The organism is Psychromicrobium lacuslunae (genome assembly GCF_000950575.1).
Classification (GTDB): Bacteria; Actinomycetota; Actinomycetes; order Actinomycetales; family Micrococcaceae; genus Renibacterium; species Renibacterium lacuslunae.
The window spans coordinates 2,093,552-2,108,555 of sequence record NZ_CP011005.1; the positions used below are offsets into that span (position 1 = coordinate 2,093,552).

The following is a 15,004-nucleotide window of genomic DNA, read 5'->3' on the forward strand; positions in this document are numbered from 1 at the left end:
GCATCATGCCCAAATCCAAAGCTATTTCCCTCGTAGTCCTCGACATGGCCGGGACCACCATCGATGACCATGGCCTGGTTTACCAAGCCTTAGCCGAATGCGTTACCGAGACTGGCGCCTCGGTCAGCAACTCGGATCTGCAGCTGTGGATGGGCACCGATAAGATCACCGCCATTGAAGGCTTGATGCGAGCCGCTGGCCGCGAGCCGGCTCGCCAGGACGTTACCGCCGCTTTTGGCAGGTTCCATCAGATTTTGGCGCATAGCTACCGACAGTTACCACCGGTGCCATTGGCAGGTATCCCCGACGCTTTGGCCGAATTACGTTTCACCGGAGTCAAAGTTGCCTTGACCACCGGCTTTGACGACGCAGTGGTCGGTCCGCTGCTTTCCTCACTGGACTGGAGCGTTGGCGAAGGTTTGCACACCACGGTAGACGCTGTGGTCACCACCTCGGAGGTTACCGCTGGGCGGCCCGCGCCTTTTATGATCCATCATGCGATGGAAAAACTTGGCGTCACCGACGTCCGGACAGTGCTCAGCGCTGGTGACACCGTAGTCGACGTACAGGCTGGCCTGAACGCTGGAACCATCAGTTGTGCTGTGCTTAGCGGACAGCTTGAGGCTGCAGCCTTCACCCCGCACCAACCCGATTACATTCTGAACAGCGCTGCGGACATCCCGGAGCTACTGACCAAAATCACTAACCGCGACTAGCGCATAATCCGCTTCATGAAAGTCGCGGCGTCATTAGCGGCAGCGTAGACCGTGCCGGTGTGGTCGCTCGGATAGATGTGCAGTTCGTAGTCCTGCTGATGGAAGGCCAGTCCCGCGGCGAGGGAGATCGATAGTGGGGCCGGTACATCGATATCGAAAATGCCCTGACCTAAGAAGATCGGCCGGTCGTAGCCATTATCAGGGGTCTGCATATAGTCGCTCAGTGCCTGATATACACCGGGGATGCTGAGGATCGGTTTTTTAAACATCGCGCCGATCGTCTTTCCCGCAACCAGATCCGCGAACTCAAGATAACAGCTAGTCTCGGCTTGTTGGACAAGTTGCTTGCCAAAGGGAGTGAGAATGTCATCGATCTTCAGATCAGGTCGTGCGTCGCGGAAGCCCGCCACAATATAAATCAGGTAGGCGGTCAGATTCTTCGTAATCGGCACCGGCGGGATGAGTGGTCCGCCGAGCTGGGCGAAAAGTTCGATATGCGCCGGAGTGCCGGTGGCCACCACGCCACGGAAGTCCAGTTCGGGACCGAATTCGGTGGCATAGCGAGCACCGTTCATGGCAGCACCAGCACCCTGTGACTGACCAACCAGAGCCCACTTACGCGACAGCGGTAGGCCCATCTGCTGCACAGCCTTGACCGAGTCAACCAGGTTATGTGCTTCCACCTTGCCGTTGAGATAGCTCATCAGCCCGGGTGTGCCCAGTCCGGCATAATCGGTGCCGACGACCGCGTAGCCCTGGGCTAACCAGAATGGCAAATAAAAACTCTGACGTTCATTAGCCGGCAGGGCCGAAGGTGTGCAATTATCACCTAGGCCGACCGTGCCATGAGCCCAGGCAATAATCGGCCAGCCACCGTCAGGAGCCTTGCCCTGGGGCAGAAAAAGCTCGGCGGTGCTTACCGCGGAAGAACTGTGTTGATTGCTGGTCGAGTATAAAAATCTGTAGGCCTGACCGGCCGCGGTCAGCGATACCGAAGGATCGAGCGGCACCTGCTTGATTAAGGTGCCAGCCTTAGCGGGAATCTCACCTGAGTAATCGGCGACATCCAGCCCGGACCAGTTGGGCGGGGTGGCTGCGGAAGCCAACGGCGCGAACACCAGCGCACTCAGCGCCGCCGTCACGAAAGCAAGAGCCATCACCAACGATTTACGAATCACGTACCGAAGCGTAAAGAACCGTTATTAAAATTGCAATGCTAATTCAGCGACAAAGCCCTAAATTAGTCGCCCAAGCGACTCTAAACTCGGCACACTTCAGCGCGAATTCGTTGATAAGTCGCGGATTCGCTAGTAATTACTAGCGAATCCGCGAGTAAACCACGAATTCACTCGGAATTCCCGGGGAGTGAGCTGCCAGACCGACCACGCAGGAAGCCCCAAGCCACCAGAACCGCGGCAATCAGGGTAAGTAATAATCCCGCAGCACTCGCCCCGGCACGGAATTCCGCAGCCTGCGCTACGGTCCAATTCGTCGTCGCGATACTTCCGGTAAAAAGTGCGGCCAGGATCGTCCCGGCGAGCGCCACGCCGACACCGGTGGCAACCTCACTCGAAGTATCGACCAGGGCCACGCCAATCGTGGTGCGGTTCTCCGGTAGGCCGCGGAGTACATTGGTCGCCGCGACAACGCCATTGACGCGCAAACCAGCAGCAACCAGGGCTAGCGAGATCGCCAGCCAGAGATAACCGAGACCGCCTAGTAAGCCGTAGACTGCCAACCCGAGCACCACCGCGGCAGCGCTCAGCCAGGCTGCCCGTTCCAAGCCGACCTTCTCGACGAAGGGGCTAACAAACGCTCCGCCCGCAACCAGGACTAACACCTGCGGCAGCATCCCGAGCGCGGCTAAGGCGGGCGGCCAACCCCAGGCCAGCTGCAATTGCAGAGTGGCTAGGTAGCCCAAGCCTGCAGTCGCCAAACCGGTTGCCGCCTTGAAGGCCAAGCCGCTTGACACCAATGGCCTGGAGATCAATTTCAAATCAAGCATCGGATAGCGGCTAAGGCGCTCCCGCACGACGAACAGTGCGGCGGCAACTACCGTGCCAGTAGCGGCCAGCCAGGGCAGCCAGGAGCCAGCACCTTCGTTGACAAACAACGTCGGGGTGATCAGAGCCAACACGATGGTTGCGGTTCCGCAGAGGGCACCAGGCACATCGAGAGGGTCTCGATGCAGTTCTTCCGCCCGGTCCGCGGCAATACCCGAACGCACACCAAAAAAGGCCAAAAGCGCTATCGGTACATTGACCAGCAACAGCACCTGCCACGGTGCAACAGTCAGCACCAGACCACCAATCACCGGGCCGATGGCGAAGCCAACCAAGCCGACGGTCGAAATTAAGGTGATCGCCCGAACCCGCAATTTATCCTCGGCGAACAGCCGGAAAGCCAAAGCCATTGAACCGGGGGTGGTCATCGCTGCAGCGAAGCCCGTCGCCACTCGCACGGCAATTAGCTGCTGCTCGGTGGTAACGAAAACGGTTGCCAGACTTGCCAACCCGAGCAGCACCAGACCGATCAGCATGATCCGGCGTCGACCAAAGCGATCTGCAATAGCACCGAAAATGAGCATTAGTCCGCCAAAAATAACCGAGTACGAGCCAGTCACCCACTGCAACCCGGTGCTCGAAGCCTGCAGCTGCCGACCGATGGTCGGCAGCGCCGTATTCAAGATCGAGTTATCCAGCATTTCAAAGAGAAAAACTGCGGCCAATCCGGCCAAGGCAACCCAGGCCTGACGCAGGGATCGCGGCGAATCAGCTACTCGAAGCAGGGTTTCGCTCGGCGATTGTTCGGGCTGCAGACTCATCACAGTTCCCTTCAAGCGAGCCGTTATGACTCAGGACTAAGAATGGTAGTTACGAACTTAGTTCGTAATAACGAACTAAGTTCTATCAATGGAACACTGTTCGTGTCAAGCTAGACTGTAGGAATGGCAACAGATCCCCGCGGACGCCGAGCCGAACGGCACGCCCAGGCCGAGCCTCCTCAGGCGACTAAGGTGGGCAAAAAGCGCCGCAATGTGCCTATCACGGTGGAGCGAATTACCGACGCTGCTCTCGAAGTTGTCGCCAGTAAGGGCTACGACGCAATGACCATGCGTAGCGTGGCAAACCTGTTGAATACCGGGCCGGCTTCGCTCTACGCTCATGTGGTCAACAAAGCTGATATCGATGAATTGATCATGGGCAGGCTTTGCGCTCAGCTCAGCTTGCCAACGCCGGACCCCGAGCATTGGCAAGAGCAAATTATCGACGTCTGCAGTCAGCTACGCGATCAGTACCTGAAGTACCCAGGCATCTCCCGGGCAGCTCTTTCGCTGGTGGTGACCAATCTCGACGTCTTGCAGGTCAATGAAGGGATGCTAGGCATCTTGCTGGCCGGTGGCGTCGCGCCGCAGACCGCGGCTTGGGCGATCGATGCTCTGTTCCTCTACGTCAGCGGTTATGCCTTGGAAATCTCGCTGGCCGGTCAACGACAGCAGCAAGCTGAGGAGTCCTGGAATATCAGCCGAGAAGAGCAAGAACAGGTTTTTCAACGCTTTGCTGCTTTACCTGAAGATCGATTCCCGCAAACAAAACGTTATGCGGCCGAGCTGACCTCGGGTACTGGTCACCAGCGCTTCGACTTCGCGCTTGGCCTGATGATCGGCAACCTCGGCTAAGCTAGCCGTTACTGGCGTCACCGGCAGCTGTTCAACTCAGTACCGTCCAGCGAGCAGCATGGGCGCCGGCCAGCGAGCAGCTCAGCTTAGCAACGCGAGGTCCCGTCGAATGTAGCGCAGATGTGCCCACTCCTCTTCCAGGATCACTCGGATGCAGTCGCCAACGCTGGGGCGCCAATCATCGCCACCCCAGGGGTTCTGCCGCTCCTCGGCGAGTAGCTCAGGCGTTGCAGTGGCTAAGAAATCAGTCACTTGCTGTTGCCGCTCGGCGCGAACCGCGAGGACTTCCTGGTAGCTCGGGGGCTCGGTCCGGAAGATCGACATATCGAAACCCATTTCCTCGGCGCCGCTGAAGATCTGACCGATCTCGTGAAAGGGCTGGGAGCGCCGCAGAATTCCGCCGCCCAGCCAGGCATCGGTCGCCAGAATAAGATGCCTCAGCGTTTGAGCTAGCGACCATTCGTCCGGCACATGCTCGTCCACCAGCTCCGAAGGAGTGCTATCCACGGTTTCTTGCCAAGCCGCTTGTACCGCCACCCAGCCCTCCCGGAGGCCTTCTGGCGTCTGCGCTTTCTGTAATTCGCGGCCCGGAAACTGCCGATTAAGCTCAGCATCAACGAGCGGAACCACATCGACGCCGTTGACGAGGAGACTACCGAAGAACAAATCATGACTGTCGATGTCCAAACCGTCCACGTCAACGCTACGCATCTTCATACCGCTGACATCGGAGAACCGTATAGTAGCGCCCTTAAAGCTCGCTTTGACGAAGCTGGCGCCTTCGAATTCCTTGGTGCTGGAGTAGACAGTCATCGCTCGAATATAACAGTCACCAGTAGGGCGGTCTAGAGCAGCGGCAGGCAGCTCTTTCACCAGGCAAGCAGACACGACAAAGGGCTCTTGAGTACATCCGAAGATGCACCCAAGAGCCCTCGATGCCTGACGCTCAGGCGAGCGGGCTAGCGGAAGTCAGCACCCAGGTCGTAGTCATCCAAGGGGATGGCATGGAACTCGGGAGTGAGATCGCCACCGACTCCGGCATAGTCGAAGTCGCTGAACGCGCTCGGTGCGGTGAACAGATTGGCCTTTGCCTCTTCCGTGGGCTCCACCGTGATATCGGTGTAGCGCGGCAGACCGGTACCGGCCGGGATCAGCTTACCGATGATCACGTTCTCCTTCAGACCCAGCAGCGGATCCGACTTGCCTTCCATTGCCGCCTGGGTGAGCACCCGGGTGGTCTCTTGGAAGGACGCGGCGGAGAGCCACGACTCAGTAGCCAGCGAGGCCTTGGTGATGCCCATCAGCTCGTTACGGCCAGAAGCTGGCTTCTTGCCTTCCGAGACGACCCGACGGTTCTCAGCCTCGAAGCGGCCACGCTCGGCAAGCTCGCCGGGCAGCAGTTCCGATTCACCGGATTCGATCACCGTGACGCGGCGCAGCATCTGGCGGACGATAACCTCGACGTGCTTGTCGTGGATACCCACACCCTGGCTACGGTAAACGCCCTGGACTTCCTCAACCAGGTGCTTCTGCGCGGCACGCGGGCCGAGAATACGGAGCACCTGCTTAGGATCGACAGCACCCTGCACGAGCTTCTGGCCGACCTCGACGCGGTCACCATCGGCAACCAGCAGACGCGCACGACGCAGCACCGGGTAGGCGATTTCCTCGCTGCCATCATCCGGAGTAAGCACCAGACGCATCTGCCGCTCGGTCTCTTCGATGGTGATCCGGCCAGCAGCTTCAGCGATCGGCGCGACACCCTTCGGGGTACGTGCTTCGAAGAGCTCCTGGATACGGGGCAGACCCTGGGTGATGTCCTCGCCACGACCGGCCGAAACAGCACCACCGGTGTGGAAGGTACGCATGGTCAGCTGAGTACCGGGCTCACCGATGGACTGTGCGGCAATGATGCCAACAGCCTCACCAATGTCGACGAGCTTGCCGGTGGCCAGCGAACGACCGTAGCACTGAGCACAGGTACCGACAGCGGACTCACAAGTGAGCACGGAGCGAACCTTGACGTCGGTGACGCCAGCCGCGAATAGTTCCGCGATCAGCACATCGCCGACGTCGGCGCCGGCCTCGGCCAGCACCTTGCCCTTGGCATCGGTGACCTCGGTGGCCAGAGTGCGAGCGTAAACGCTGTTCTCGACCTCCTCATGCATCACCAGTTCACCGTTGGCATCCGGCACCGCGATCGGCAGCGTCAGACCACGCTCGGTACCGCAATCGTCTTCGCGAACGATGACGTCCTGCGAGACGTCCACCAGACGACGGGTCAGGTAACCCGAGTTAGCGGTACGCAGAGCGGTATCGGCAAGACCCTTACGGGCACCGTGGGTGGCGATGAAGTATTCCAGCACCGACAGGCCCTCACGGTAGGAGGACTTGATCGGACGAGGAATAATCTCACCCTTCGGGTTAGCCACCAGACCACGAATACCGGCGATCTGACGAACCTGCATCCAGTTACCACGAGCACCGGAGGAAACCATCCGGTTAATCGTGTTGGCCGCGGACAGGCTCTTACGCATCGCGTCAGCAACGTCGTTGGTTGCCTGGTTCCAGATGTCGATGAGCTCCTGACGACGCTCGTCGTCAGCAATCAAGCCCTTCTCGAACTGAGACTGCACCTTGGCGGCCTTGACCTCATAACCTTCGAGGATGGCCGGCTTAGCAGCGGGCACCTCAATATCGGAGATCGCCACGGTGACGCCCGAGCGGGTTGCCCAGTAGAACCCGGCATCCTTCAGGTTATCCAGCGTTGCCGCCACAACAACCTTCGGGTAACGTTCGGCCAGATCGTTCACGATCTCGGAGAGCTGGCCCTTATCGGCAACCTTTTCAACCCAGGGGTAATCAGCGGGCAGGGTGTCATTGAAAATGACCTGTCCGAGCGAGGTTTCGACCAGCACCGGCTGACCGGCTTCCCAACCCTCGGGAGCTTCCCACTCCGCGTTAGGCACGAAGTTGTTCAGACGAATCTTGACGGTCGAGTTCAGGTGCAACTCACCGGCGTCGTGCGCCATGATTGCCTCGGACTGCGAAGCAAAGATGCGACCTTCACCGGCCGAGCCGACCCGCTTGGTGGTCAAGTGGTAGAGACCGATGATCATATCCTGCGAAGGCAGGGTGACCGGACGGCCGTCGGAGGGCTTCAAGATGTTGTTCGAGGACAACATCAGGATGCGAGCTTCAGCCTGAGCTTCGGGGCTCAGCGGCAGGTGAACTGCCATCTGGTCACCGTCGAAGTCGGCGTTGAAAGCACCACAAACCAGCGGGTGAAGCTGGATAGCCTTACCTTCCACCAACTGAGGCTCGAAGGCCTGGATACCCAAACGGTGCAGAGTTGGTGCACGGTTCAGCAATACCGGGTGCTCGGTGATGATCTCTTCCAGCACATCCCAAACCTGCGGGCGGTAACGCTCAACCATCCGCTTAGCGCTCTTGATGTTCTGCGCGTGGTTGAGGTCAACCAGGCGCTTCATCACGAAGGGCTTGAAGAGTTCAAGCGCCATCTGCTTAGGCAGACCACACTGGTGCAGCTTGAGCTGCGGACCAACCACGATGACCGAACGGCCCGAGTAGTCAACACGCTTGCCCAACAGGTTCTGACGGAAACGACCCTGCTTGCCCTTGAGCATATCGCTCAACGACTTCAGCGGGCGGTTACCCGGACCGGTCACCGGACGGCCACGACGACCGTTGTCGAAGAGCGCGTCAACTGCTTCCTGCAGCATCCGCTTTTCGTTGTTCACAATGATTTCCGGAGCTCCCAGATCAAGCAAGCGCTTGAGTCGGTTGTTCCGGTTGATCACCCGGCGGTAGAGGTCGTTCAAGTCCGAGGTAGCGAAACGGCCACCGTCGAGCTGCACCATCGGGCGCAGTTCCGGCGGGATCACCGGGACGGCGTCGAGCACCATGCCGAGCGGGCTGTTCTTGGTGGTCAGGAACGCATTGACCACCTTGAGGCGCTTCAGCGCACGGGTCTTGCGCTGACCCTTGCCGTTCTGAATAACATCGCGCAGGGCCTCGGACTCGGCCTCCATGTCGAAGTTCTCCAGGCGCTTCTTGATTGCCTCGGCACCCATTGAACCTTCGAAGTACAGACCGTAGCGGTCACGCAATTCGCGGTAGAGTCCCTCGTCACCTTCCAGATCAGCGACCTTAAGATTCTTGAAACGATCCCAGACCTGTTCAAGGCGCTCAATATCGGCATCGGCACGCTTGCGCACGTTCGCCATCTGACGGTCAGCGGAATCGCGGGCCTTCTTCTTATCGGCTGCCTTAGCACCTTCGCCTTCGAGCTTGCTCAGCTCGCCTTCCAGGTCACGAGCGATGCCGGCGATATCGGCATCCCGGGTATCAACGAGCTGCTTCTTCTCCAGGTCATGCTCGGCCTGCAGGTTCGGCAACTCAGCGTGACGAGCTTCCTCATCAACGCTGGTGATCATGTAGGCAGCGAAGTAGATGACCTTCTCCAGGTCCTTCGGCGCCAGGTCGAGCAAGTAGCCCAGACGCGACGGCACGCCTTTGAAGTACCAAATGTGGGTCACCGGAGCAGCCAGTTCAATGTGGCCCATCCGCTCACGACGCACCTTAGCGCGGGTCACCTCGACGCCGCAGCGCTCACAGATGATGCCCTTGAAGCGCACCCGCTTGTACTTGCCGCAGTAGCACTCCCAGTCACGGGAAGGTCCGAAGATCTTCTCGCAGAAGAGCCCGTCCTTCTCCGGCTTGAGGGTACGGTAATTAATAGTTTCCGGCTTCTTCACCTCGCCGAAAGACCAGTCACGGATATCATCCGCAGTGGCCAGACCGATTTGCATCAGCCCGAATGTAGATTCGCTGGACATGTGGGTCCTTATCTCTCAATCTTGTGTCTGAAGTCTTACCAAAGTCTGTGTTCGCTTTTCTAGCCGCCGTCAGCCGTATACTCGAGCCGCTGCTGCAGGTATCGGGCCGCCGGAACGACCTGGCTGCGGTCGCTTAGCGACCTTTGCCCGCTAGTATCCGGCTTTCCCCGATACCCTCCGCAGCTTCACCGCAAGGTTCCGCTTGGAACGGTTGCCCTAGCCACGGCGAGCCTAGCTACACCTCTTCGACGGAGTTCGGCTCAGCCCTGGAGAGGTCGATGCCGAGTTCCTCCGCGGCCCGGAAGACTTCTTCATCCGAGTCACGCATTTCAATCGTGTTGCCGTCGGTGGAGAGAACCTCCACGTTCAAGCAGAGCGACTGCATTTCCTTGATCAGAACCTTGAAGGACTCGGGAATACCCGGCTCCGGGATGTTCTCACCCTTGACGATGGCTTCGTAGACCTTGACACGGCCGTGAATGTCATCGGACTTGATGGTCAGCAGTTCCTGCAAGGTGTAAGCGGCGCCATATGCTTCCAGCGCCCACACTTCCATTTCACCGAAACGCTGTCCGCCGAACTGCGCCTTACCGCCCAAGGGCTGCTGGGTGATCATCGAGTACGGACCGGTGGAACGGGCGTGAATCTTATCGTCCACCAAGTGGTGAAGCTTCAAGATGTACATGTAGCCCACCGAGATCGGATCCGGGAATGGCTCGCCGGAACGGCCGTCGAACAACCGGGTCTTACCGGAGCGGTCGATCAAGCGGTCACCATCGCGGGTCACATTGGTCGAATCGAGCAAGCCCGCGATTTCCTCTTCGCGAGCACCGTCGAAGACCGGGGTAGCCAGCGTCTGGTTAGCCGGAGTCTCACGCGGCATGTTCGGCAGATTCTTGATCCACTCCGGGTTGCCTTCAACCTTCCAACCGGTCTTGGCGATCCAGCCGAGGTGAAGTTCCAGTACCTGTCCGACGTTCATACGACCGGGCACACCCAAGGGGTTCAGCACGATATCGACCGGGGTGCCGTCAGCAAGGAACGGCATATCCTCGATCGGCAGGATCTTGGAGATAACACCCTTGTTTCCGTGACGGCCGGCCAGCTTGTCACCGTCAGTGATCTTACGCTTGGCAGCCACGTAGACGCGGACCAACTGGTTCACGCCCGGGGGCAGCTCATCGTCGTTGTCACGGTCGAAAACGCGGACGCCGATCACGGTACCGGACTCGCCGTGCGGCACCTTGAGCGAGGTGTCACGAACTTCACGGGACTTCTCACCGAAGATGGCGCGCAGCAGACGCTCTTCCGGGGTCAACTCGGTCTCGCCCTTAGGGGTGACCTTGCCAACCAGGATGTCGCCGGCGTCAACCTCGGCACCGATGTGGATGATGCCGCGCTCGTCCAGACCGGCCAGGATCTCCTCGGAGACGTTCGGAATATCCCGAGTGATCTCCTCGGCACCCAGCTTGGTGTCACGAGCATCGATTTCGTGCTCTTCGATGTGGATCGAGGAAAGCACGTCTTCGGCAACCAGACGCTGCGAAAGGATGATGGCATCCTCGAAGTTGTGACCTTCCCAGGACATGAAAGCAACCAACAGGTTCTTACCCAACGCCAGTTCGCCCTGATCGGTGGCTGGGCCGTCGGCAATGATGCCGCCGATTTCCAGACGCTGACCTTCGGAAACCAAGACGCGCTGGTTATAAGCGGTGCCCTGGTTGGAGCGGTTGTACTTGGCGATCCGGTAGTTGGTCTCGGTGCCATCGTCGTTCAGCACGATCACCAGATCGGCAGAAACTTCGCTGACCACACCGGCTTTCTTAGCAATCACCACGTCGCCTGCGTCAACCGCAGCTGCACGCTCCATACCGGTGCCCACTACTGGGGCCTCGGAACGCACCAACGGCACGGCCTGACGCTGCATATTGGCACCCATCAAAGCGCGGTTAGCATCGTCATGCTCGAGGAACGGGATCAGGGCGGTAGCCACCGACACCATCTGGCGCGGCGAGACGTCCATGTACTCGACCTCGTCGGCCGGGATCAGCACGGGCTCGCCGCCACCGCCACGCTGGCGAACCAGCACGGTGTCTTCGACGAACTTGCCGTTGGCATCCAGCGGCGCGTTAGCCTGAGCGATAACCACCTCGACCTCGTCATCAGCGGTCAGGTAATCGACATCGTCGGAAACCTTACCCTTGGAGACCTTGCGGTACGGGGTCTCGATGAAGCCAAAGGGGTTGATCCGGCCGTAGGAAGCCAGCGAACCGATCAGACCGATGTTCGGGCCTTCAGGGGTTTCAATCGGGCACATCCGGCCGTAGTGGGACGGGTGAACGTCACGAACTTCCATGCCTGCGCGGTCGCGGGAAAGACCACCCGGGCCCAGCGCGGAAAGACGACGCTTGTGCGTCAAACCGGCCAACGGGTTGTTCTGATCCATGAACTGTGAGAGCTGCGAAGTGCCGAAGAACTCCTTGATCGCGGCCACCACGGGGCGGATGTTAATCAGGGTCTGCGGGGTGATCGCTTCGACGTCCTGAGTGGTCATCCGCTCGCGGACAACGCGCTCCATCCGGGAAAGACCGGTGCGGACCTGGTTCTCGATCAGTTCGCCGACAGCGCGGATACGACGGTTACCGAAGTGATCGATATCGTCGATCTCAACGCGGATTTCGGCGTCCTTGCCATCGCGCTTGCCGGTCAACGTCTTACCGCCGGCATGCAGGGTGACCAGGAACTTGATCATCGCGACGATGTCGTCAATGTCAAGCACCGAGGCGTTCGGGGCAGCCAGCGACTTGTCGATGCCGAGCTTACGGTTGATCTTGTAACGGCCAACTTTGGCCAGATCGTAGCGCTTCGGGTTGAAGTACAGGTTCTCCAGCAGAGTCTGCGCAGCTTCGACTGTCGGCGGCTCGCCCGGGCGCAGCTTGCGATAGATATCAAGTAGTGCGTCTTCGCGAGTCGCGGTGCCGTCCTTCTCCAAGGTGGCGCGGATCGAGTCGAACTCGCCGAACTCTTCCAGAATCTGGCCTTCGGTCCAGCCGAGCGCCTTCAGCAACACGGTGACCGACTGCTTACGCTTGCGGTCAAGGCGAACGCCGACCTGATCGCGCTTATCGATTTCGAGTTCGAACCAGGCACCACGCGAGGGAATAATCTTCGCAGTGAAGATGTCCTTATCGCTGGTCTTATCGGCGGCACGCTCGAAGTAGGCACCGGGTGAACGAACCAGCTGGGAGACCACGACACGCTCGGTGCCGTTGATCACGAATGTGCCCTTCTCCGTCATTAACGGGAAGTCGCCCATGAACACCGTCTGCTGCTTGATTTCGCCGGTGTTGTTGTTCATGAACTCGGCTTTGACGTACAGCGGGGCGGCGTAGGTCGCATCGCGATCCTTGCACTCGTCCATGGTGTACTTCGGATCAGCGAACTCCGGCTCAGAGAAGCTCAGGGACATGGTGCCCTGGAAGTCCTCGATCGGGGAGATCTCTTCGAAAATGTCGGCTAGCCCCGAGGTGGTGGCTACGCTTTCATCTCCGGAGTCCACAGCTTTCTGCATCCGGTCCTGCCAGCGTTCATTGCCAACCAGCCAGTCAAAGCTTTCGGTTTGCAGCGCGAGCAGATTCGGAACATCAAGCGGTTCGTGAATCTTTGCGAATGAAATACGCCGGGTTGCACCATCTGTACTATCAGCGGAGCTGGCGTCGTTAGCGGTTTGATTATTAGAGGCGCTTGAGGCGACCAAGAGGGATCCTTCCACAGACCTTCAGGCTACTGCGGCTCTCCTTCGATCGATTCGATCACTACCGCTGCCAATGCTCCACTATTCGAGAACATGGCGAGCCCACCGCTATATGAAGGCTGAGGGTAAACAGGAAAGACGCGAATTTCTAATCTACCCCATTGGACCAAATATGTCCAGCCTGTCAGAGTACGCCTCCGCACCCGCCGGATGCAAGGCTTTTCCTCGGCGAGTTTCTGCCGAAACTGCCCGGGCAACTCTCAGTTGATGACGTCAATTCACTCGAGAGAGCCTAGAAATCAACTGATCATCGGAAAAACTCGACTCAGCGTGCCGCGTAGATTCAGGGCCGACGCACGCCCTGCGCATTGGTGCTGATGGACACCATCTGACCTTCCGAATCCTGTGATGTGTATGTGAAAACTAGCTCTCCCCCTTTCCATTCTTCCCCGGAATTGATCGAAAGGCTGACCTCACGGCTAATCGTGAGTCGCTGCGAATCGGTTCCCTTGAGCTGTTTGAAAGTGGTTTGAATCTGTTTCGGGCTCAGCTGCGGCAGCGGGAAGGAACGCTCCGCTACGCTACCAATACCTCCGGCAAGGTTCTGTTTGGCGAAACTCACACTGCCTGCCGAATAAGTCCAGATCCCCGTTGACGCAGAACCTGCCCCGGCATCAACCTGAGCCTCCAGGCTCTGCGGCGTCAGGGTCAGCTGAGTAATCTTCTGACCTTTAAGCGCTAGCTGCAGCTCCTTAAAGGCAACGGGCAAGTTAGCCGGCTCCAGCAGCGAATGAAGGATCACGGTTTTTTCGTCCTCGGTCTCCACCCACAACCCGACGCCGCTGGTGGAGACCGCCACCGAACCGTCACCATAATCACCGCTGACGCTAATAGTGAAAACGGCGGGCTTGGCCGACCAGCGATCCAAACGCACCATGGTGACTTTGCCATTTGCCACCTTGGTTAGCTCTGGCGCGCGATCGATAAAGCTCTGCAGGTTAGCGAAACTCAGTTTGCCGACGTCAAAGACTTCGTCGTCAAACTTCTGCGGCTGAATCGAGGAAGGTCCCTCACGGCTCGCCCCGCCAGCGTCGTAGCTGAAGTCATCGACCTTATTCGATCCGGGCGTGGTAGGCGCTTCGGCACGCACTCGGCCGGGGTAGAAGTTAATGCTTGTGAACTTGGTGCCGCCGGTTACTTTTTTGAGTTCTTCGATAACGTGGTTGCCATATTCTTCGCTGAGCGCGTTGACCCCGGCAAATTTTTCGGAGTTCCCTTGGAAAAAAGAGATCACCGGATCTTTGAACGGCACCACGACCATTGCGGCCGCCAGCAGGAAGGCGGCAATTTGAAGTACCGCTGACAGCTTAGAGCGCCCCTTGGGCACCGCACCGGGAAATTCCGGCACCCCGACAAAAGAGGTAGCACCGGCGCGCGGCACGCTGCGAAGAAATTCAGCTGGCGGGTTTTTCTCCACCACCACAACGCCTGGATATTTTCCGGACATCCGCACCGCGATTCGAGTGCCTGGCTGATACCCCGGCATCTCAGTAATTGGAATCAGGGTCCGCGTCTTGGTCTTGAAAGGGTAGCCAGCGTGCGGCAGCACACCTAACGACAACTCCACACCGTGATCCGAGTCGTTGATGACCATTCCGGTACGGCTGAGACCAAGGATCTCGGCCCAGGCGAGCTGTCCATTCGCGGTCACCTCGCGGAACTCCTTGGGGTCACCTCGAAAACCGCCCAGCACACTGCGGGCCATACCGCGCAGCAATAACCAGATGAAACCGAGGGTTATGCCAGTCACGCCAAGTGCAATAAGCCACCAAACTGGGACCAGGAAACTCACCAGCAAAGCCGCGATTCCCGCTCCCAGCAGGGCTGAGCCAATGATCTTGATCATCGCACCGTCTCCGTCCAATCAGCGGCTACCGCGAGTTGCGGCGTCAAAAATATCGCAGAACTCTATTTTATTTCAAAATTGCACTAATTG

The 15,004-nt window shown here is 58.8% G+C and carries 8 protein-coding genes; 2 read left to right on the plus strand and 6 right to left on the minus strand.

Annotation, left to right across the window (positions count from 1 at the left end; translation table 11 throughout):
• Positions 1–5 precede the first annotated feature (5 nt).
• A complete protein-coding gene (locus UM93_RS09815) occupies positions 6–716 on the plus strand; it encodes a phosphonatase-like hydrolase (RefSeq protein WP_045075300.1) in 711 nt (236 codons plus the stop codon).
• Here UM93_RS09815 and UM93_RS09820 read toward each other — a convergent pair.
• Complete coding sequence (locus UM93_RS09820; RefSeq protein ID WP_199921739.1) at positions 713–1,894, minus strand: lipase family protein; 1,182 nt, start codon at positions 1,892–1,894, stop codon at positions 713–715. The genes UM93_RS09815 and UM93_RS09820 overlap by 4 nt on opposite strands.
• A 167-nt stretch (positions 1,895–2,061) precedes the next feature.
• A complete protein-coding gene (locus UM93_RS09825; protein WP_045075302.1) occupies positions 2,062–3,540 on the minus strand; it encodes an MFS transporter in 1,479 nt (492 codons plus the stop codon).
• 123 nt (positions 3,541–3,663) lie between these two features.
• On the opposite strand from UM93_RS09825, the gene UM93_RS09830 reads away from it, so the two are divergent.
• Entirely contained in the window at positions 3,664–4,395 is a 732-nt protein-coding gene (locus tag UM93_RS09830; RefSeq protein ID WP_045075304.1) for a TetR/AcrR family transcriptional regulator, read from the plus strand.
• Between the two features lie 81 nt (positions 4,396–4,476).
• Here the strand turns inward: UM93_RS09830 and UM93_RS09835 are convergent, their stop codons facing one another.
• From UM93_RS09835 to UM93_RS09850, 4 genes are all read right to left on the minus strand, one after another.
• Positions 4,477–5,208, minus strand: coding sequence for a DinB family protein (locus tag UM93_RS09835; protein WP_045075306.1), 732 nt, complete (start codon positions 5,206–5,208; stop codon positions 4,477–4,479).
• A gap of 146 nt (positions 5,209–5,354) precedes the next feature.
• Complete coding sequence (locus tag UM93_RS09840; protein WP_045075308.1) at positions 5,355–9,254, minus strand: DNA-directed RNA polymerase subunit beta'; 3,900 nt, start codon at positions 9,252–9,254, stop codon at positions 5,355–5,357.
• 235 nt (positions 9,255–9,489) lie between these two features.
• Positions 9,490–13,011 (minus strand): DNA-directed RNA polymerase subunit beta, encoded by a 3,522-nt coding sequence (gene rpoB / locus UM93_RS09845; protein WP_045077211.1) that lies wholly within the window; start codon positions 13,009–13,011, stop codon positions 9,490–9,492.
• Positions 13,012–13,351: 340 nt separating this feature from the next.
• Positions 13,352–14,914, minus strand: coding sequence for a hypothetical protein (locus UM93_RS09850; RefSeq protein WP_045075310.1), 1,563 nt, complete (start codon positions 14,912–14,914; stop codon positions 13,352–13,354).
• Positions 14,915–15,004 lie beyond the last annotated feature (90 nt).

Bases quoted from the DNA above. Each gene is read 5' to 3' on its own strand.
- UM93_RS09825 (WP_045075302.1), bottom strand. From the start codon at position 3,540: ATGAGTCTGCAGCCCGAACAATCGCCGAGCGAAACCCTGCTTCGAGTA.
- UM93_RS09830 (WP_045075304.1), top strand. From the start codon at position 3,664: ATGGCAACAGATCCCCGCGGACGCCGAGCCGAACGGCACGCCCAGGCC.
- UM93_RS09835 (WP_045075306.1), bottom strand. From the start codon at position 5,208: ATGACTGTCTACTCCAGCACCAAGGAATTCGAAGGCGCCAGCTTCGTC.
- UM93_RS09850 (WP_045075310.1), bottom strand. From the start codon at position 14,914: ATGATCAAGATCATTGGCTCAGCCCTGCTGGGAGCGGGAATCGCGGCT.
- UM93_RS09815 (WP_045075300.1), top strand. From the start codon at position 6: ATGCCCAAATCCAAAGCTATTTCCCTCGTAGTCCTCGACATGGCCGGG.
- UM93_RS09840 (WP_045075308.1), bottom strand. From the start codon at position 9,254: ATGTCCAGCGAATCTACATTCGGGCTGATGCAAATCGGTCTGGCCACT.